This window comes from Jutongia hominis (assembly GCF_014384965.1).
Classification (GTDB): Bacteria; Bacillota; Clostridia; order Lachnospirales; family Lachnospiraceae; genus Butyribacter; species Butyribacter hominis.
In genome coordinates this window covers 173,354-192,606 of sequence record NZ_JACRSW010000027.1, presented here as the reverse complement: position 1 = coordinate 192,606, position 19,253 = coordinate 173,354, and the positions used below count along the sequence as shown (strand labels likewise).

The following is a 19,253-nucleotide window of genomic DNA, read 5'->3' as shown; positions in this document are numbered from 1 at the left end:
TTGTTTTACACAAAATCTCATATACATAATCAAACGCTTTTGCAGAAATGAGGCATTTTTATGCAAAAAATAATAAGTTATTTTTTACTTTTTTTCAGTCTGCTTCTGCTCTTTTTGGTTACAACCCGTTCTCTTAACTCCAGCCTGCGGACATATCCGCCATTTTCTAACACAAAACAGACAAAAGCGATTGCAACAAAAAAAATCTCCGGCTCTTCCTATGTAAAAAAACAGGATATAAAACTTTCCTCCTTAAACGCCAAAGCCTGTTGTCTGATGGATGCGGCTACCGGTCGTGTTTTATACGGCAAACAGGAAGATAAAAAGCTTCCCATGGCAAGCACCACCAAGATCATGACCTGTATCCTTGCTTTGGAAAATGCCGAGAAAAATGACAGGATTCCTGTTTCTTCCTATGCAGCTTCAATGCCGGATGTACAACTCAACATGCAGACCGGTGATACGTTTTATCTAAAAGATCTTCTGTATTCTTTGATGTTAGAATCCCATAACGATACTGCTGTTGCAATCGCAGAAGCCATCGGCGGCTCTGTCAAAGGATTTGCTGCCATGATGAATCAAAAAGCTTCCGAACTCGGCTGTACCCGGACACATTTTGTCACACCAAACGGTTTAGATGACAAACAACATTATACAACTGCCAAAGAATTATGTATGATCGCACGATATGCCATGCAAAACAAACAATTCCTGCAGATCATTCAGGCAAAATCTCACTTGTTCTCTAATTGCAACAACACACGTCAATATCAGGTACATAACCATGACGTTTTTCTTTCTTCCTATGCCGGTGCACTCGGTATCAAAACCGGATTTACCAACCGTGCCGGATATTGCTTTGCCGGTGCTGCAAAAAAAGACGGACATATACTGATATCAAGCGTGCTTGCCTGTGGCTGGCCGCCCCACAAAACGTATAAATGGAATGACACGAAAGTCTTGATGGATTATGGTTTTTCCCACTTTCAAAATGTAACTGTTTCCATTCCATCTTACGATTCTGTCATTCCGATTCAAAACGCTGTTAAGAACACGCTTTCCCTGACCTCTTCGATTCCATCCCAAATAACTTATCCGTTATCCTATGATGATACTTTAACGATTCAGCGACAAATCCCAAAAAATCCTTCTGCTCCGATCCGACAGGGCGATATCATAGGATATGATACGATATCGGTCAACCGGACCATTTTAGAAAAATATCCGATCATTGCAAAAGAGACGATCCGTTCACGTTCTTTTTCTTATTTTGCAAAACTTCTATTACAATGCTTTTTCTTTAACAGTCTAACATAAATGTGCTAAAGCCAAACGGATAGCAGCAAGCTGTCATTATGCATTATGCATTTTGCAGAAAAGCTACATAACATTTCTGTGCTTCATAAACATCTGCTTTGCTCGTTACTTCCCATGGTGCATGCATACTAAGAACAGCAACACCGCAATCAATCACATTCATACCATACAGGGCTGCAATATATGCAATCGTTCCGCCACCGCCTGCATCAACTTTTCCAAGCTCTGCTGTCTGGTAATGTGCATGATTCTGATCAAAAATATTGCGAAGCTGTGCTAAATATTCTGCATTTGCATCATTCGACCCGGATTTTCCACGACTTCCTGTATATTTTGAGATAACCATACCACTTCCACAATAAGAAGCATTCTTCTTATCAAAGGAAGCTGCATATAACGGATCAAATCCGGCATTGACATCAGATGAAAGCATTTTACTGTTCTTTAATGCACGACGAAGTGTCAATTCCTGATATTCCCCGGTCAATGCCATAACTTCTGCCAGGCTGTTCTCAAAAAAACGGGAACGCATTCCGGTAGCACCCACACTTCCGATCTCTTCTTTATCTACCAAAAGACAGCAGGAAGTTCTTTTTGGTGCATCGACAGCTAACATAGCATCTAATGATGTAAATGCACAAACTCTGTCATCCTGTCCATATGACAGGATCATACTGCGGTCAAATCCAAGTTCTCTTGCCTTGCCTGCCGGTACGATTTCTAACTCTGCAGAGATAAAATCTTCCTCTTCCATTCCATATTCTTTTGAAAGGATTGCAAGAACACCTTTTTTTACGGCATCTTTTTCTTCTGATTCTAATGGTATGCTTCCTACTAAAAGATCGAGATTTTCTCCTTCAATCACTTTGCCTGCCTTCTTTTCCATCTGTTCTCCTGCTAAATGGATCAAAAGATCTGATACACAAAATACCGGATCTTCTTCCTTTTCACCGATATGGATCTGCACACTGCTTCCATCTTTTTTGACTACAACTCCGTGGATTGCCAAAGGCAAAGTCACCCATTGGTATTTTTTAATTCCACCATAATAATGTGTATCCAAATATGCCATATCACCATCTTCATACAACGGATTCTGCTTGACATCGAGTCTTGGGGAATCAATATGTGCGCCGAGAATGTTAAGTCCTTTCTCCATCGGTTCTGTACCAATGCAAAAAAGTGCTACTGCTTTTTGCATACATACCGCATAAACCTTATCACCGGATTTTAATCTCTTTTTCTGTTCCATTACTTCTTCTAAACTTTTGTATCCTGCAAGTTTTGCTCTTTGTACGATATCTTTTACGCATTCACGCTCTGTCTTACAGTCAGACAAAAATTGCATATAATCGGCACAAAGCTTTTCTAACTCTTCTTTCTCTTTTTCATTGTAATTCTTCCAAACATTTTCTCTCATAAAAATCCTCCATTCCTGTTATAATGTACTCTCGGTATCTTCTCAAAACGAATCCTTTCGGATGGATTTCCGATGTACTGTTTCCATTTTCTCGTCATATACACCGTATACACACTACAAAATGATCCTATCGACGTTCTTTGGCTGTTCGACAGGCAAACCGCTATGATAGGAATAACAGCCTGTCTTAGCAACACAGTCAACGATCAGATCATGCCATGCTTTTTGATCTGCCTGACCATTATACACCTGTTTGGAATAGTTGTTCATTATTTTTTGCAAGAGTTTTTGAAAATAAGGCTGCCATACCTGTACATAATGATCATATTGCTCTAATGCCTCTTCATATATTTCCCAGACAGATGCTTTCGATACGATATTCAGATTCCATGGATGATACCATGTCGCATTCCTTCCATTCATAATACCATGCTTTCCTACATACGCATCCTCCACAAACAGATTGCTGAAAAGTCCATCCTCCCAGATTGGGAATTCAAACTTCGACAGATATTTTTTCCGTCTGCCTGTCCTGTCAAAAAACTGTGGAACAATATGCTGCATCATAAACATCGAATCCAAAACCGCTTCTTTTTTCAGATTCAGATGATAACAACAACTGACTGACTGTGCAATCATTTCTGCGACAGAAGTCTTTTCTTTTTTTTCTGCGTGCATCGTCTTTTCCGGATAAAATGCACTGGGCATGATTCCAAGCTTTTGCGCGATCAGGTTTGCATCAATGGCTGCTTCGAGCCTGAAATGAATTCCCATTGTAGCTTTTGGTGCATACGGATCAGCAGGATCATATCCTGTTCTGGCATAAACATACGGGTGCAAAGAAGTATCTAACGTATAATGTGCTAACAGTCCCATCAGATAACTCAGTCCGACCTCAACTGCCTCTTTTTCTTCCTGCTGTCTGATCACATCCGCAAGACATGCCATAAAACGTCCGCATTTTTCTACATGCATACGTTCTCCTAAATTCTTATCATATGTACTAAAAAGCATTGCGGGATTATATAAAAAAAGATCCGGTCCCTGACAGCCCATCTCAAAAATCCCCTGATGCTTCCGGCAGACTGACAGCATACCACACTCCTGCCACTTTTTCTTTCCTTCCCATCCAAAAATAATATGCGATGCAAATGCTCCCATAACAGCCTCCCTTTATCTTCTATGTACTCTTAGTATCTTCTCAAAACGAATTTTCTCGAACGTTTTTTTCGTTTAGAAAATTCCGAGAGTATATTTCTTCGGACTGTCAGAGAATGAAAAATAAGATAAGCGCAAGTATACCGGCAATAACTGCCTGACGGAATTTCACATAAAGATAACGTCTGACAGAAAGATCCGTATTGCTGATAACACTTGCTGTCTGTGCTGCACCCGAAAACCCGCCAAAAGCACAAAGACTGACTAACGCTGCATCTTTTATACATTCAGCAAGTGGTGCATGTGCTATCATACTTGCTCCTGTTGTAATCTCTAACAGACCAATCATAATCCATTTTATTATAGCAGAAAACGGTAACCAATCCGCAACGATTTTAGCAAAAATCGAAAATAAAATAATATATCCCCCCACTTTTGTGATCGTAACAAAAGAATCCAGAATACACTCATCCAGTGCTTCCACCAATGATGGGGATTCTTTTTGCTTCTTTTGTTTACCGTCGTTATTATGTCTTGGTATTGCATTTTTTATACTTCTTTTTTTCATGGTATGCCGTTCGATCAGGCTTCCTAAATATCCGGCTGTATAGATCAACACCAAAACCGTGATAGGAAAAGACAGGTGCATACACTCGACTCCGATAAATTCAATCAGAAACATCGGACTTGCATTATTACAAAAACAAAGCAGATATTGTGCTTCTGCTTTATCAAGCTGTTTTTCTTCATACATTTGCGCAACTGTTTTTGCTCCGATCGGATACCCGGAAAGCATACCGATCAAAGCCGGATAAGATGCCGGTCTTGAAATGTGAAACATTTCTGTAAAAAACGGTGCTGCCATTTTATTGATGGAATCCGTGATGTTTTTCTTTACAAAAAAACCGGATACGATCATAAAAGGGAGCAATGCCGGAAGAACGGTCTGAAACCATAACAACAATCCGGTCTTTGCTCCCTGACAAACCGTTTCCGGGGAAAAAACAAAAAACACGATCACTAAATACGCAAAAAGAATTCCTATTTTACGCTTCATAGACGTTACCTGCCATGAACCCTTGCTCTATTTATATGAAAATATCACAAAAAGTATGATCACAAATAATGCCAGGTCACAAAATAACCTGTTCCTATTGATATTCATCCGCAAAGAAATGTTTCACACCGTCTTTCTTATATGCAATGACTGTGCTCAGATTAACATTTTCCACACTCTTAAAAATATTGCTTTCCACATAAGGATTTGTCTTCTTTAACTGCGCGATCAGATTTTTAATCTCCATACGCTTTGAACCGACACTGCCATCCTCACGACAGGTTGTACAGGTATCCGTAAAACGACAGGCACACTGAATAAAATGAAGATCATTGTAATCACGCCATTTTTTAATATCATCCTCCCGGATCAGATACAACGGACGGATCAGCTCCATTCCTTCAAAGTTTGAACTGTGTAACTTCGGCATCATTGTCTGTACCTGACCACCATACAGCATCCCCATTAATATAGTTTCGATCACGTCATCATAATGATGACCGAGTGCGATCTTATTACAACCAAGCTCTTTTGCCTTACTGTAAAGATATCCTCTTCTCATACGTGCACACAGATAGCATGGAGACTTTTCAATCTCATAAACCGCTTCAAAAATATTACTTTCAAAGATTGTAAGCGGAATTCCCATTATTTTTGCGTTGTTTTCGATCATCTGACGGTTCATCGGGCTGTAACCGGGATCCATAACCAAAAAGACAAGTTCAAATTGAAACTTATTATGTCTTTTGATCTCCTGAAATAATTTTGCCATTAGCATCGAATCTTTTCCACCCGAAATACAGACAGCAACTTTATCTCCCTCCTGTAACAGATCGTATGTGTTGATCGCTTTTGCAAATTTACTAAACAATTCTTTATGAAACTTCTTTTGTATGCTTCGTTCAATATCTGCTTTCCGGTCGGTACTGCTTTCTTCTTCCGCCTGCATCATCTCTAACAGATATTTCGAATAGCCGCCTTCGAGTTCATAAGCATCCCGTCCATTTTCGCATAACAATTCCACCGCTTCTTTACTGACCATGCCTCTTTTACAATAAACAGCGATCTTTTGATCCTTGGGAATCTCGTTGATCCGCTCTTCTAACTCTTCCATCGGTATATTAACAGATTTTTTTACATTTCCATATTGAAATGCTGCTTTATCTCTGATATCTAATAAGAAGTATTCCTGTGTTCCATTAAGTTCTTTCCATGTGATCTCTTTGTGTTCTGCCATTTGTGTACCTCAAATCTTTTTAATTTTCCATGATCCATTGCTACGCATTGTCCTGACGACTCCACAGATAACAATATGCCTGTGTTCTGGCAGCAAAAGGCTGTGTTGCGATCAATTGTCTGACCTCTTCTTTTGTATACCAGCGTGCTTCAATCTCTTCAACTGCTGATGTACTTTGATGAAATGCTCCGCTCGCAATACCAACAACACATACATTGGTTTCATTAGAAAAGCCAATCGCGCTATAACTCATCGGAATGATATCACAGACTCTATCTAATGTCAGTCCGGTCTCTTCTCTCAGTTCACGGGCAGCACTCTGCTGTGGTTCTTCCCCCTGATCGATCAACCCGGCCGGAAAGTTATAAACCCATGCACCTGTCGCAAGACGAAATTCTCTGTTCAACAAAATCTTCTCATTCTTTTTATCATGCATAATAATCACAACTGCATCTGGCTTTTTACCTTGTAATTCTTCATGTGTCTGAATGTTTGGATTTCTACTGATCATCTCATAGACTTTCTGACTTCCATCCGAAACCCGGTATGTAATATCATAGCGATGAATAAATTTTCCGGTTAATACTTTTTTTATCGATTCAAATTTCATAATGAGCCTCATTTCTATTTTCATTTCAACTTTTCTCATTATATGACAGCTTTTTTTATACGTCAATCAACAAGTTTGCTATCAATCTACGCTAAGATCACATACTTATCCACAGATTTCCTGTTCGTTAAAACATAATTCTATCTTATGTGCTTTACTGTCATAGCAATAGACTGAACCTGATAAAATTTCTTCTTTGGGTACACAAGTTGCATTGACTTCCCATACCATTTGTGCTAACTCCTCCTGTGACAGATCTTGCTGCATTGGTATTGCTAATACTTCATGAATACTGCTTGGTAAGATATAATAATCACCTTTGAGTCTGTCAGCAATCTTTTCTAATACATTCTGATACAAAATCACTGCAGCACCATTGATCCCCATTGTATTTGTGACAACATAAGGTTCCTGTTTTGCCTCTGTCAGGTTTGGTGTAATAGAAAATCCTTCCCATTCGTTTACATTTTCTTCCATCATTTCTGTCATCATCGCATACATCGTACAGATCTTGACCGGAAACAACCTTGGTGTATTCTGCCTTGCCAATTCAAATAACTGTTCTGTGTCGACATTCCATTTCTTTGCTATTTCTCTGGTAATCCTGACAGACCCCAGTTCTTCTTTTGTCTGCTGCATCACAATATGAAATGTGACCATCATATCCATGAAAGGCAGATATGGTACTTTGGATGCAATGCGTTTATTTCTTGAAAAAGAAACCAGACGAAAAACAATCCTTTCTTTGCATGATGCAAAATCAAGATTAAAATTGATCTTTTCTCTTTCTTCCAGTGATCTGTAATATGCTTCTGCAATTGCAACTACAATCTCTTCGATAGAATCTCCTGTTTTGTAACTTTCATAATATTGCTGTAAATAAAAATTCGGTGATATCTTTTCTCCTTCTACAATAATATTTAAAGCATCATAGACAACTTCATTGTTTTTCACAACCGTATTGACCTGCACGATCGCATCCTGTGCAAATTGTTCTTCTATTCTGTTTACGATAATTTCACAAAAGGCCTGATACGTTTCTCTTTGTTTTCCCATACATTTTTACTCCTTTTCCTTGTTAAATCCCACCCGGATACGCTATGATCCATAAACCAAAGTAATACCTGTAAGAAATTCTTTTCTTTCGTAACAAATAACGTTTCCTTATGAATGTGTCTTATTATTTACGATCATGTTATACAAAACAACTAAATCATTTTGGGGAGAGTTGATCTTTGATCATTGCAAGATATTTGCACGCTTGATTTAGAACAGATAAGCTCCGATAGAACTAATACCTATATAGAATGTAACCGCTCCGGTTACACTATAGAAAAAATAGATCTAATAGATTGCAGACTCTGTATGTATTCTGCATATAAGAATTTCTATGCCAAAAGAATAGCATATCTTTTTCTCTTAAACCAAGAGCAACTTTATACGAATTTAAACAAAGGAAAAAAGCACTATTCACAAAAAAGCACAAGGAAAAGGAGGAATTTTCCAACTTTTTCTTGTGCAATCTTTCTTTTTTCTATACTGTCTTTTGTAGAATCTGTCTATTGACGATTAAGAATTCCAAGGTTTAAAGCCACCCGGAGTATTTCCTCCCGGTCCGTTTCCACCCGGTGTATTGCTACCCGGTCCACCCAAAGAACCATCTGTCATATTTGTACTTGTAAAAGTATCGTCATAACAGTCTTTCTTTACTTACTTAAATATTCATGAATACCTTTGGCTGCTGCTTTTCCTGCACCCATAGCAAGAATAACCGTAGCAGCTCCTGTTACGGCATCTCCACCTGCATATACTTTTGCTTTTGAAGTCTGTCCGTTCTCTTCTTCTGCCACGATACATTTTCTCTTATTGATATCGAGTCCTTTTGTTGTAGAAGAGATCAATGGATTTGGACTTGTACCAAGTGACATGATCACGGTATCTACGTCTAATGTAAATTCAGAGCCTTTTACTTCGATCGGTCTTCTACGTCCTGATTCATCCGGCTCACCGAGTTCCATACGGATGCATGTCATACCTTTTACATTTCCCTCTTCATCTTCTAAGATCTCTACCGGGTTTGATAAAAGATCAAATATGATTCCTTCTTCTTTTGCATGATGTACTTCTTCTACTCTGGCAGGAAGTTCCTCTTCACTACGACGGTATACGATATGAACCTCTGCGCCAAGACGAAGTGCTGTTCTTGCGGCATCCATTGCTACATTACCACCACCGACTACAGCCACTTTCTTTCCTGCGATGATCGGTGTCTCATAAGTATCATCAAACGCTTTCATCAAGTTGCTTCTTGTTAAATATTCATTTGCCGAAAATACACCATTTGCATTTTCACCCGGAATACCCATGAATCTAGGAAGTCCGGCACCGGATCCGATAAAGACTGCATCAAAACCTTCTTCGTCTAAAAGCTCATCAACGGTTGTGGCTTTACCGATCACAACATTTGTCTCAATCTTAACGCCAAGTGATTTGACATTCTCTACTTCTTTATCAACAACTTTGTTCTTTGGAAGACGGAACTCAGGAATTCCGTAAGATAATACACCACCTGCCTTATGTAAGGCTTCAAAAATCGTGACATCATAGCCAAGTTTGGCAAGATCTCCGGCACAGGTAAGACCGGCAGGACCGGATCCGATCACAGCAACCTTTTTGCCATTCATCTTCTCTGCTTTTGTTGGCTTGATACCCATTTCTCTTGCTGTATCTGCTGTAAAACGCTCTAACTTACCGATTGATACAGCATCTCCCTTAATTCCACGAATACATTTTGCTTCACACTGGCTTTCCTGCGGACATACACGACCACATACAGACGGAAGAGCTGAATACTGGCTGATCACCTGATAAGCTCCTTCTACATTTTCTTTTACTAATTCACTAATAAATCCCGGAATATTGATATTAACAGGACATCCTTTTACACATTGTGGATTTTTACACTGTAAACAGCGGGATGCTTCTGCAACTGCTTCTTCTTTATTATAACCCAGGCAGACTTCGTCAAAATTTGTTGCACGAACTTTTGGCTCCTGCTCACGAACAGGCACTCTTTTTAATACATCTACTTCCATGATTTTATCCTTTCTTTCTGATCCGGTTTCTTCTGTAACGTTCGGATACCGGATATAGTTCTTTCTTAATCTACACTTTCTTTTTGACTATTTCCCAGCAAGCTATACTGCATCGTCTTAGCCATTGCAATGACCACATCCGCCATGATGTGTATCGCCTTCTTTGAGTTTTAACATAGCACGGCCTTCTTCTGTTTTATACATTCTCTGGCGCTGCATTGCCTGGTCAAAATCAACTAAATGACCATCAAATTCCGGACCGTCAACACATGCAAATTTAATTTCATCACCAACTTGAAGACGACATGCACCACACATACCGGTACCATCTACCATGATTGGATTCATGCTGACGATTGTTGGAATATTTAACTCTTTTGTCAAAAGACATACGAATTTCATCATGATCATCGGACCAATTGCAACCACTTTTGTATATTCCTTGCCCTGGTTCTTCACAAGTTCATTGATCTGATCACATCCATTTCCTTTGAAACCGTAAGATCCATCATCTGTTGCAATATATAAGTTTGCTGCTACTTCTCTCATAGCATCTTCTAAGATCATAATATCCTTTGTACGGGCACCAATGATAACATCCACATCAACACCATGCTCTTTCATCCATTTTACCTGTGGATATACCGGAGCAGTACCAACACCGCCACAGACGAAAAGAATCTTTTCTTTCTTTAATTCTTCTAATGGCATTTCAATCAGTTCAGAAGGACATCCTAAAGGTCCCACAAAATCCATGAACGACTCACCTACTTCGTATTTTGCCATTTCTGTTGTCGATGCGCCAACTGTCTGGAATACGATGGTTACAGTTCCTTTCTCACGATCATAATCACAGACTGTCAAAGGAATTCTCTCTCCTTTTTCATCCATTTTGACAATAACAAACTGTCCAGGCTGACAGGACTTAGCTACTCTTGGTGCTTCAATATCCATAAGCCAGATATTGTTAGCAAGATACTCTTTTTTTAAAATCTTATACATAATGAGCCTCCATCTTTCTTTTTGTTTCTTCGCAAGCGGATCATTCTATACCCTTGCTTTTCCTTGCGAATTTTTATTGAAATACATCCAGACTATCACATTGTGATAAAAAACTGTTTGTATATCTTTTATCTTTACTTACATTTTCTCCAAACCATGCCGGTGGAATAAAAGAGTCTGCATCCTGTTCACTGGCAAACTCTACTTCAACAAAGCATAAGCCCTCAAGCTTTCCATGAAACCGATCAAGTTCCGCCATATGCCCATCTTCTAAACGGATCAGATATCTTGTCTTTTCGATCAGATTATGATCGATCTTTTCCCTTAAATGGAGATATCCTTCTTTCGTCAGCGAAACTTCCACTTCCCGGTTGATATGCATATCTTTGACTGCTGCCTGTGCCCTTGCTTTATACGTCAAAATATATTCTTCATTGCTTTTGCGTATTCTGACAACCGGATTGATACATAGATATCCCTGTTCAATCTCTTTTTTCGGATATTGTTCTAATTGTTCCGGCAGTCTTTTTATCTGAAATTTCTTTTCAATCTCCATGCTTTCTTGTCCCTGCCTTTTAGGAATCTGCTTTTTCCTGATTGGCAGCTTCTGTCTTTGCAATCTTGTTTTTACGTAATTTAATTCCACATAAAATTGCTACAAAAGCCATAGCGCCAAATATAAGATATTTGATCAGGTACCATAAAAAAGCACCACCAAATGTAAAATCACTGATTCCCTTTGCTAATAAAGCTACTAACATTGCTTCACCCTGCCTTCCCGATCATACACATTATTCCTTTGATCTGCTTAACGTCTGTTTACAAGTTCCTTTGTAATATCATTCCAGTCAAGACCACATTCCGCCATCAGAACCATCATGTGATACAGAAAATCCGCAATTTCATATTTCAACTCTTCTGCATCCGGATTTTTCGCCGCAATAATGATCTCTACTGCTTCCTCGCCGCATTTCTTTAAGATCTTATCAATACCTTTATCAAACAGATAGTTTGTATACGAACCCTCTTTGGGATTGTTCTTACGTGACATGATAATATCATAATCATCCATCAGAACCGTCAAAGGATTGGTAGAAACATAATCCTTTTTTGCAAGTTCTTTAAAGAAACAGCTTCTGTTTCCGGTATGACATGCTGCTCCGATCTGACGGACCTTTGCTAGTATTGTATCATTATCGCAATCGATCATCAAGGACTTTACATACTGGAAATGTCCGGAAGTTTCCCCTTTGAGCCAGAGTTTCTTACGGCTTCTGCTATAATATGTCATTTTCCCGGTATCAATCGTCATCTTATAAGAATCTTCATTCATATAAGCCACCATCAACACTTCGTTTGTGCGGTAATCCTGCACAACCACAGGAATCAGTCCATTATCAAGCAATTTAAAATCAGAAAAATCAATCAGGCTTTCAAATACTTCCACATCCACATTTTTCTTTTTCAACGCTTTTTTTGCTTTATAGATATCTTTATCTTCAAAATAGTTCGTAAGAACCGCACTAACCGTATCATATGATAAGATTTCTGCTAAGTCATTACGTATCAGACCATCACGAACCATGACCCTCATCTTTGTCTGAGCGATCGTATCCGAAAAGCTTGGTGTCGTGTCAATATGCTTTAATACCGCTGTTCCGATTCCGAGTTCATAATACTCATCTAACTGCTCTGCTGTCATAAAGTCAGCACGCATATCCACTTCCAGCGCAAGCTTGTCTTTTGAAAAACGGTCTGTGATCTCTTGAAGCTCTTTGTCAACCGGAAGCAAAGCTTTACGCATCACAACCATAGAAGCACCTGTGTACAGTGCCTTTTTTGCATCCTCAAAGCGCGCCACATAAATTCCGACATAGAACGGAATGTCGATCTTTTTTTCAATCTGACGAACCGTTGCTAAAAATTCTTCGCGTGACTTTTCATCTCCGGTAAAATTATACAGATATAAACCATCTGCCCCTTCACAGGCATAGCGGTCAGCCAGACTGATCACGCTCCCCGGCATCTCGTTTTCCGCATTAATAAATGGGATCAGTTTCTTTTGACTCATACTCTCCTCCATTCTGTGTTTTCCACTGTTTCATTCCTTATGCTTTTAAAGACTGCCTTTTGTAGAAAGGACATCCGAAATACGTTCATCGTATGATGTCGCTTCATCAAGTGCTTTTGCAAACGCTTTAAAAGCAGCTTCAATGATATGGTGATTATTTTGTCCATCTAACATTTTTAAATGTAAATTCATTCCTGCACTATAGCTTACCGCATAGAAGAATTCATGTACCATTTCTGTATCAAACTCCCCAACTTTTGGCACGGTTAAAACAAGGTTTTCCTGTAAATACGGACGACCGGACAGATCCAGTGCACATAAGACCAGTGTCTCATCCATCGGTAAGATAAAGTTTCCAAAACGTCTGATCCCTTTTTTGCCTCCGACAGCCTCTAAGATTGCCTGTCCGAGTACAATGCCGGTATCCTCTATCGTATGGTGCGAATCGACTTCTAAATCTCCTTTTACATCAACTTCCAGATCAAACAGACCATGTCTTGCAAAACTGTTTAACATATGATCAAAAAAGCCAATACCGGTCTGAATCCTTGCTTTTCCCGATCCATCCAGATTTAATTTGATCGTAATATCAGTTTCTCCTGTCTTACGTGTAACTGTCACGCATCTTTTTTCATCCATAATATTCCTCACTTCTAAACTATATTTTACAGTATACTCTATCCGGAGCGTGCTATTCCGACAGCTTTACTTCTGCTTTATTTTTCAAAACGGACAGCGATCGAATTAGCATGTGCTGTCAGCTTTTCTGCTGTCGCAAAATCTTCAATATCCTGATGAATAAGTTCCAATGCTTCTCTCGAATAAGAAATGATACTTGATTTCTTAATAAAGTCATCCACAGAAAGCGGTGAGAAGAATTTTGCGGTACCATTGGTTGGAAGTACATGGTTTGGACCGGCAAAGTAATCGCCAAGCGGTTCACTGCTGTATTCTCCAAGGAAGATTGCACCTGCATTACGGATACGTGTCATCGTATCAAACGGGTTCTTTGTAACGATCTCTAAATGTTCCGATGCAATCTCATTTGCGGTGTCGATCGCTTCTTCCATATCTTTTGCTACTAAAATATAACCATAGGCATCCAATGATTTCTGAATAATCTCACTTCTTGAAAGCACCTTGACAAAGCCGTCCACCTCGTCGGATACCTTCTTTGCGAGTTCTTCGCTTGTTGTAACTAAGATCGCGGATGCCATCTCATCATGCTCTGCCTGTGATAACAGATCGGCTGCAACATAACGCGGATTTGCTGTTTCATCTGCAAGAACTAAAATCTCACTCGGACCTGCGATCGAATCAATGCTGACATGACCATAGACTGCTTTTTTGGCAAGAGCAACAAAAATATTACCCGGTCCTACGATCTTATCTACTTTTTTAATACTCTCTGTACCATATGCCAAAGCACCGATTGCCTGGGCACCACCAACTTTATAGACTTCATCCACTCCAGCTTCATTTGCAGCAACTAAAGTGATCGGATAAACCTTACCGTCTTTTCCGGGCGGTGTTGTCATCACAATGCGGTCAACACCTGCTACTTTTGCCGGAATAATATTCATTAATACAGAAGACGGATAAACTGCTTTTCCACCAGGAACATAGACACCGACACGCTCTAATGCTGTAATCTTCTGACCAAGCAATGTACCGTCAGGCTTACTGTCAAACCAGCTGTAACGAACCTGTTTTTCATGATATGCTTTGATATTAACGATTGCTTTGCGAATCACTTCAATCAAATGCTCATCCACTTTTGTATAAGCTTCTTTAATCTCTTCTTTTGTTACACGGAATGTCTTAGTTGTAATATCAACACCATCAAATTTCTTTGTGTATTCAAACAGTGCCTTGTCTTTATTTTTCTTGACATTTTCTAAGATCTCATTGACCGTTGCTTCAAACTTTCCATACTGGTTTGGACTTCTCTTTAAGAGATTTTCCAAAATACCGGCCTTTTCAGTTTCTGTTAATTTTACAATTCTCATATCCTTTGTTCCCCCTTATCTTCTATTCCGGAATCACTTTCTTTAAGTCTTTCAAAAGCTTTGTGATGCGCTCATGCTGCATCTTCATGCTCACTTCATTAACAACAACTCTTGCAGATAATGGGCAAATTTCTTCTAACACTTCGAGTCCATTCTCTCTTAATGTGGAACCGGTCTCTACAATATCCACGATCACTTCTGAAAGTCCGACGATCGGTGCTAATTCCACAGATCCGTTTAGTTTAATGATCTCGACGGTCTGATGTTTTTTATTATAAAAATAGTCTTTTGCAATGCTTGGATATTTACTTGCCACACGGATCAGTGATCCGTTGTTTAACTGCTCTTTGGCACTTGCCGGCCCTGCTACACACATACGGCACTTTCCACAATTCAGATCCAATACTTCATAAAGCTTTCTTCCGGCTTCTAAGATCGTATCTTTTCCCACGACACCGATATCTGCCGCACCAAGCTCTACATAAGTCGGTACATCACTGGCTTTTGACAAGAAAAACTTAAATCCAAGTTCTTTATTGACAAAGATCAGCTTTCTGGTCTTTTCATCTTTCATTTCTTCACAGGTAATACCGATCTGTTCTAATAATGCAAGCGTCTGCTTTGCTAAACGTCCCTTTGCTAAAGCGAATGTTATATATTTCATACGTAATCTCCATTCTTATTTGTTGCCTTTTATTGTATAGGTCTCCACTTTATTTACCGCTTCCAGATAGATCAATTCTTCCACATCAGCTCTTTTTGCATATTCTAAATATTCTTCTACGCTTTTTGCAGAAGCCTTTCGAAGCATCTGAATGCATCTTCCTTCCTTGCGATATTTCTGTGCAAGTCCGATTGCTTCTTTACGTAACGACTGTGGATACAATAAAATACCGCCTCCAAGCGTGGTATCTTCAAAAAGATTTTGTCTTGTCAACGCTAACATCAACTGATCGATCACGATTGCAAGACCGATTGCCGAAGCTTTTTTACCAAATTGCTGCACCAGTCCGTCATATCGTCCACCGGTTGCCAATGCTTCGCCATTTCCATATGTATATGCTCTAAAGATCACACCGGTATAATAGCTGTACTGGCTTAACATACTAAAGTCAACGGTTACATAATCCAGACAACCATAACAGCCTAAAATTTCTTCTACTTTTTGTAAACGTTCCAACGCCTGTAAAACGCGTTCATTCTTTGTACGTTCCTTGACAAATTGAACACATTCTGTCAAGTCTCCTAACAATTCAGGGAGCTTTTCAAAGATTTCTTTTAAAGAATCAGCGACTTCCAGACGTCCTACAAATTCCTGTGCACCAAAAAAGTTCTTACTTACAATCAGTTCCCGGAGTTCCTGTGCTTCTGACTGTGAAATGCCGGCTTCTTCTACCAGGCCACGGAAAAGATCGGCATGACCGACTTCCAACTGAAATTCTTTTAATCCGCATTGCTTTAAGCACTCCACCGTCATAGCGATCATTTCAGCATCAGTATCCGATGTATCATCATGAAAACATTCTGCACCAACCTGTGTCACTTCCTGAAGCTTTCCCTTATACGGCGGCGTATTAACAAATGTCTTTCCGGTATAACATAAACGGATCGGCATTGTTTCGTCACGCCAGTATTTTGCAACACAGCGTGCAATAGAAGGTGTGACATCCGGTCTTAAAACCAATGTGTTATTGCCACGGTCAAAGAATTTAAACATTTCTCTTGACTGTACTGTACCACGTTCTTTGCTAAAGATATCAAAGTATTCAAAAGCCGGTGTCTCAATATCCTGAAAACCATGTGTCTTTAAGATATGATGGACTTCTTTCTTGACATGCATTTTTCTGGCACATTCTCTTCCATACACATCACGGACCCCACCGGGCGTGTGCAGTAATTCCTGTCCTTCCATGTTTTCCTGAAACTCATCTCTGATCTGATTCATAGTATTTATGCTCCTCCTTTGGATGTATCAACCGGCTATTCATAAATTCCTGTAGGACTTTCCTCCTTCGGAGTATAGCCTTCTTTTTTCAAGCGGTCGATAATCTCTTTTTTGTGATTCTGCCCAAATGCTTCCATTGTAATGCGAAGTTCTACTGCTGCATTTCGGTTAATGCTTACAAACTGGTTATGCTCTAAACGGATCACATTACCTTTCATTTCGGCAATGACATTTGCCACTTTACCTAACTCACCCGGTCTGTCAGGAAGCTGTACCGATACGGTAAAGACTCTTCCTCTCTGGATCAGTCCATGCTGTACAACAGATGATAATGTGATAATGTCCATGTTACCGCCACTTAAGATCGATACAACTTTCTTGTTTTTACAATCCAGATGTTTTAATGCTGCTACAGTCAGCAAACCTGAATTTTCAACTAACATTTTATGATTTTCCATGATATCAAGGAAATTGACGATCAATTCCTGGTCTTCGATCTGAATGATATCATCAATGTTCTTCTGAATATATGGGAACACAATATCTCCCGGTGTTTTTACTGCCGTACCGTCAGCGATTGTATTGACTTCCGGTAAGGTTACAACTTCGCCTTTCTCTAAAGAAGCCTTCATACAGCTTGCTCCTGCCGGTTCTACACCGATCACTTTGATATTCGGATTTAACAGTTTCGCAAGCGTTGACACTCCGGCTGCAAGTCCGCCACCACCGATCGGTACTAAAATAATATCTACTGTCGGCAATTCTTTAAAGATCTCCATTGCGATTGTTCCCTGTCCGGTTGCTACTGTCTCGTCGTTAAACGGATGCACAAAGGTAAGACCTTTTTCTTTTGCAAGTTTTAACGCATACTGGCATGCTTCATCATACACATTGCCATATAAAACCACTTCTGCTCCATAGCTCTTTGTACGGTTTACTTTGATCAAAGGAGTGGTTGTTGGCATAACGATCGTAGCCGGCACACCATAGATCTTTGCTGCGTAAGCAACACCCTGTGCGTGGTTTCCCGCAGATGCTGTGATCAGACCTTTCTTTCTCTCTTCTTCGCTCAATGTGCTGATTTTATAGTAAGCACCTCTTACTTTATAAGCACCTGTATATTGCATATTTTCCGGTTTTAAATATACTTTATTTCCGGTCTGTGCCGAAAAGTATTCACTATAAATAAGATTGGTAGGTAATACCACTTCTTTTACTTTTTCAGAAGCTTCCTCAAATTTTTCTAATGTCAACATATGGTTTCCTCCATTCTGACCATTCTATCATATCTAATATATAGGAAAACAGTGGATCTGTAAACCTGTCCGCTTTCTGATCCTTCCGTCATCCCCTTTTTACCATGTGGTTTTGAAAACAGTTATCTTTTATTTTACTCCATATGCTCTGATGTTGTAAAGAGTGCATCTACAAAAGCATCCGCATCAAATTTTTGCAAATCTTCAATCTTTTCACCGATTCCGATATATTTCACCGGAATATGCATCTCTGACTGAATAGCGATTGCAATGCCGCCTTTGGCTGTTCCATCAAGCTTTGTCAAGATAATACCTGTGATGTCGGCTACTTCACCAAACTGCTTTGCCTGTGCTAAAGCATTCTGTCCTGTTGTACCATCCAAGACAACGAGTGTCTCTCTATGTGCCTCAGGATATTCTCTGTCAATGATCCGGTTGATCTTACGAAGTTCTTCCATCAGATTCTTCTTATTATGAAGTCTTCCCGCTGTGTCACAGATCAATACATCTGCTTTTCTTGCTTTTGCTGCGTTGACTGCATCATAAACAACTGCTGCCGGATCACCGCCTTCCTGTCCTGCAATCAATTCCACATTGGCACGGTTTGACCATTCTGTGAGCTGTTCGATCGCAGCAGCACGGAATGTATCCGCTGCGGCAAGAATAACTTTCTTTCCCTGTGCTTTTAACTGTCCGGCTAACTTGCCAACAGAAGTTGTCTTGCCGACACCATTGACACCAATCAGTAAAACAACTGATTTTTCATGCTCAAACTCATAGGCAGTCTCTTCTACACGCATCTGCTCTTTGATCGAACGGATCAAAAGCTCTCTGCATACGGAAATTTCTTTGATCTTTTGTTCTTTGACCTTTTCTCTCAGATCATCAATGATCTTTTCTGTTGTAGCTACTCCGATATCTGCCATGATCAATACTTCTTCTAATTCTTCATAAAAATCTTCATCAATTTCAGAAAAACCACTGAAAATAGAATCAATTCCTGATTTTAAATTATCTCTTGTCTTAGTCAGGCCACTGATCAGTTTACCCAAAAAACCTTTTTTCTCGCTCATCTC

At 39.6% G+C, this 19,253-nt stretch carries 18 protein-coding genes; 1 reads left to right on the top strand and 17 read right to left on the bottom strand.

The window, feature by feature from the left end; translation table 11 throughout:
• The first annotated feature begins 60 nt into the window (after nucleotides 1-60).
• Complete coding sequence (locus H8700_RS06355) at nucleotides 61-1,317, top strand: D-alanyl-D-alanine carboxypeptidase family protein (protein ID WP_249304399.1); 1,257 nt, start codon at nucleotides 61-63, stop codon at nucleotides 1,315-1,317.
• 43 nt (nucleotides 1,318-1,360) lie between these two features.
• Here the strand turns inward: H8700_RS06355 and H8700_RS06350 are convergent, their stop codons facing one another.
• The 17 genes from H8700_RS06350 to ftsY all read right to left on the bottom strand — a co-directional run bounded on the left by H8700_RS06350 (nucleotide 1,361) and on the right by ftsY (nucleotide 19,250).
• Nucleotides 1,361-2,737: an aminopeptidase gene (locus H8700_RS06350; protein WP_249304397.1), complete on the bottom strand. Its 1,377-nt coding sequence runs from the start codon at nucleotides 2,735-2,737 to the stop codon at nucleotides 1,361-1,363.
• A gap of 114 nt (nucleotides 2,738-2,851) precedes the next feature.
• Nucleotides 2,852-3,898, bottom strand: coding sequence for a zinc dependent phospholipase C family protein (locus tag H8700_RS06345; RefSeq protein ID WP_249304394.1), 1,047 nt, complete (start codon nucleotides 3,896-3,898; stop codon nucleotides 2,852-2,854).
• Nucleotides 3,899-4,004: 106 nt separating this feature from the next.
• Complete coding sequence (locus H8700_RS06340; protein ID WP_249304392.1) at nucleotides 4,005-4,952, bottom strand: nucleoside recognition domain-containing protein; 948 nt, start codon at nucleotides 4,950-4,952, stop codon at nucleotides 4,005-4,007.
• Between the two features lie 94 nt (nucleotides 4,953-5,046).
• Nucleotides 5,047-6,189 (bottom strand): PP-loop family protein, encoded by a 1,143-nt coding sequence (locus H8700_RS06335; RefSeq protein ID WP_249304390.1) that lies wholly within the window; start codon nucleotides 6,187-6,189, stop codon nucleotides 5,047-5,049.
• A gap of 40 nt (nucleotides 6,190-6,229) precedes the next feature.
• The gene (locus H8700_RS06330) at nucleotides 6,230-6,799 is read right to left on the bottom strand and encodes an NUDIX hydrolase (protein WP_022142616.1); all 570 of its coding nucleotides are present in this window, start codon (nucleotides 6,797-6,799) and stop codon (nucleotides 6,230-6,232) included.
• Nucleotides 6,800-6,904: 105 nt separating this feature from the next.
• On the bottom strand, nucleotides 6,905-7,855 hold the full coding sequence (locus tag H8700_RS06325; protein ID WP_249304388.1) for a DUF5688 family protein: 951 nt from the start codon (nucleotides 7,853-7,855) through the stop codon (nucleotides 6,905-6,907).
• A gap of 650 nt (nucleotides 7,856-8,505) precedes the next feature.
• Nucleotides 8,506-9,894, bottom strand: a complete 1,389-nt coding sequence (gene gltA / locus H8700_RS06320) for an NADPH-dependent glutamate synthase (protein ID WP_022142614.1) — start codon at nucleotides 9,892-9,894, stop codon at nucleotides 8,506-8,508.
• Between the two features lie 117 nt (nucleotides 9,895-10,011).
• Complete coding sequence (locus tag H8700_RS06315) at nucleotides 10,012-10,896, bottom strand: sulfide/dihydroorotate dehydrogenase-like FAD/NAD-binding protein (protein ID WP_249304386.1); 885 nt, start codon at nucleotides 10,894-10,896, stop codon at nucleotides 10,012-10,014.
• 73 nt (nucleotides 10,897-10,969) lie between these two features.
• Nucleotides 10,970-11,452: a CYTH domain-containing protein gene (locus H8700_RS06310; RefSeq protein WP_249304384.1), complete on the bottom strand. Its 483-nt coding sequence runs from the start codon at nucleotides 11,450-11,452 to the stop codon at nucleotides 10,970-10,972.
• A 19-nt stretch (nucleotides 11,453-11,471) separates the two neighbouring features.
• Nucleotides 11,472-11,657, bottom strand: a complete 186-nt coding sequence (locus H8700_RS06305) for a hypothetical protein (RefSeq protein ID WP_249304382.1) — start codon at nucleotides 11,655-11,657, stop codon at nucleotides 11,472-11,474.
• A 47-nt stretch (nucleotides 11,658-11,704) separates the two neighbouring features.
• Entirely contained in the window at nucleotides 11,705-12,967 is a 1,263-nt protein-coding gene (gene hisIE, locus H8700_RS06300) for a bifunctional phosphoribosyl-AMP cyclohydrolase/phosphoribosyl-ATP diphosphatase HisIE (protein WP_249304380.1), read from the bottom strand.
• Nucleotides 12,968-13,012: 45 nt separating this feature from the next.
• The gene (hisB, locus tag H8700_RS06295; protein WP_249304378.1) at nucleotides 13,013-13,606 is read right to left on the bottom strand and encodes an imidazoleglycerol-phosphate dehydratase HisB; all 594 of its coding nucleotides are present in this window, start codon (nucleotides 13,604-13,606) and stop codon (nucleotides 13,013-13,015) included.
• Nucleotides 13,607-13,683: 77 nt separating this feature from the next.
• On the bottom strand, nucleotides 13,684-14,976 hold the full coding sequence (gene hisD / locus H8700_RS06290) for a histidinol dehydrogenase (protein WP_022142608.1): 1,293 nt from the start codon (nucleotides 14,974-14,976) through the stop codon (nucleotides 13,684-13,686).
• Nucleotides 14,977-14,998: 22 nt separating this feature from the next.
• The gene (hisG, locus tag H8700_RS06285; protein ID WP_249304376.1) at nucleotides 14,999-15,640 is read right to left on the bottom strand and encodes an ATP phosphoribosyltransferase; all 642 of its coding nucleotides are present in this window, start codon (nucleotides 15,638-15,640) and stop codon (nucleotides 14,999-15,001) included.
• Nucleotides 15,641-15,655: 15 nt separating this feature from the next.
• Nucleotides 15,656-16,921, bottom strand: coding sequence for an ATP phosphoribosyltransferase regulatory subunit (gene hisZ, locus H8700_RS06280; RefSeq protein WP_022142606.1), 1,266 nt, complete (start codon nucleotides 16,919-16,921; stop codon nucleotides 15,656-15,658).
• 35 nt (nucleotides 16,922-16,956) lie between these two features.
• The gene (gene ilvA / locus H8700_RS06275; RefSeq protein ID WP_249304373.1) at nucleotides 16,957-18,177 is read right to left on the bottom strand and encodes a threonine ammonia-lyase; all 1,221 of its coding nucleotides are present in this window, start codon (nucleotides 18,175-18,177) and stop codon (nucleotides 16,957-16,959) included.
• Nucleotides 18,178-18,311: 134 nt separating this feature from the next.
• Entirely contained in the window at nucleotides 18,312-19,250 is a 939-nt protein-coding gene (gene ftsY / locus H8700_RS06270; protein ID WP_249304371.1) for a signal recognition particle-docking protein FtsY, read from the bottom strand.
• Nucleotides 19,251-19,253 lie beyond the last annotated feature (3 nt).

What these genes read in the sequence shown, in the direction of transcription:
- hisB (WP_249304378.1), bottom strand. Translation starts at nt 13,606, where the DNA reads ATGGATGAAAAAAGATGCGTGACAGTTACACGTAAGACAGGAGAAACT.
- H8700_RS06335 (WP_249304390.1), bottom strand. Translation starts at nt 6,189, where the DNA reads ATGGCAGAACACAAAGAGATCACATGGAAAGAACTTAATGGAACACAG.
- H8700_RS06315 (WP_249304386.1), bottom strand. Translation starts at nt 10,896, where the DNA reads ATGTATAAGATTTTAAAAAAAGAGTATCTTGCTAACAATATCTGGCTT.
- H8700_RS06305 (WP_249304382.1), bottom strand. Translation starts at nt 11,657, where the DNA reads ATGTTAGTAGCTTTATTAGCAAAGGGAATCAGTGATTTTACATTTGGT.
- H8700_RS06355 (WP_249304399.1), top strand. Translation starts at nt 61, where the DNA reads ATGCAAAAAATAATAAGTTATTTTTTACTTTTTTTCAGTCTGCTTCTG.
- hisIE (WP_249304380.1), bottom strand. Translation starts at nt 12,967, where the DNA reads ATGAGTCAAAAGAAACTGATCCCATTTATTAATGCGGAAAACGAGATG.
- H8700_RS06310 (WP_249304384.1), bottom strand. Translation starts at nt 11,452, where the DNA reads ATGGAGATTGAAAAGAAATTTCAGATAAAAAGACTGCCGGAACAATTA.
- ftsY (WP_249304371.1), bottom strand. Translation starts at nt 19,250, where the DNA reads ATGAGCGAGAAAAAAGGTTTTTTGGGTAAACTGATCAGTGGCCTGACT.
- ilvA (WP_249304373.1), bottom strand. Translation starts at nt 18,177, where the DNA reads ATGTTGACATTAGAAAAATTTGAGGAAGCTTCTGAAAAAGTAAAAGAA.
- hisZ (WP_022142606.1), bottom strand. Translation starts at nt 16,921, where the DNA reads ATGAATCAGATCAGAGATGAGTTTCAGGAAAACATGGAAGGACAGGAA.
- H8700_RS06340 (WP_249304392.1), bottom strand. Translation starts at nt 4,952, where the DNA reads ATGAAGCGTAAAATAGGAATTCTTTTTGCGTATTTAGTGATCGTGTTT.
- hisG (WP_249304376.1), bottom strand. Translation starts at nt 15,640, where the DNA reads ATGAAATATATAACATTCGCTTTAGCAAAGGGACGTTTAGCAAAGCAG.
- gltA (WP_022142614.1), bottom strand. Translation starts at nt 9,894, where the DNA reads ATGGAAGTAGATGTATTAAAAAGAGTGCCTGTTCGTGAGCAGGAGCCA.
- H8700_RS06330 (WP_022142616.1), bottom strand. Translation starts at nt 6,799, where the DNA reads ATGAAATTTGAATCGATAAAAAAAGTATTAACCGGAAAATTTATTCAT.
- H8700_RS06345 (WP_249304394.1), bottom strand. Translation starts at nt 3,898, where the DNA reads ATGGGAGCATTTGCATCGCATATTATTTTTGGATGGGAAGGAAAGAAA.
- H8700_RS06350 (WP_249304397.1), bottom strand. Translation starts at nt 2,737, where the DNA reads ATGAGAGAAAATGTTTGGAAGAATTACAATGAAAAAGAGAAAGAAGAG.
- hisD (WP_022142608.1), bottom strand. Translation starts at nt 14,976, where the DNA reads ATGAGAATTGTAAAATTAACAGAAACTGAAAAGGCCGGTATTTTGGAA.
- H8700_RS06325 (WP_249304388.1), bottom strand. Translation starts at nt 7,855, where the DNA reads ATGGGAAAACAAAGAGAAACGTATCAGGCCTTTTGTGAAATTATCGTA.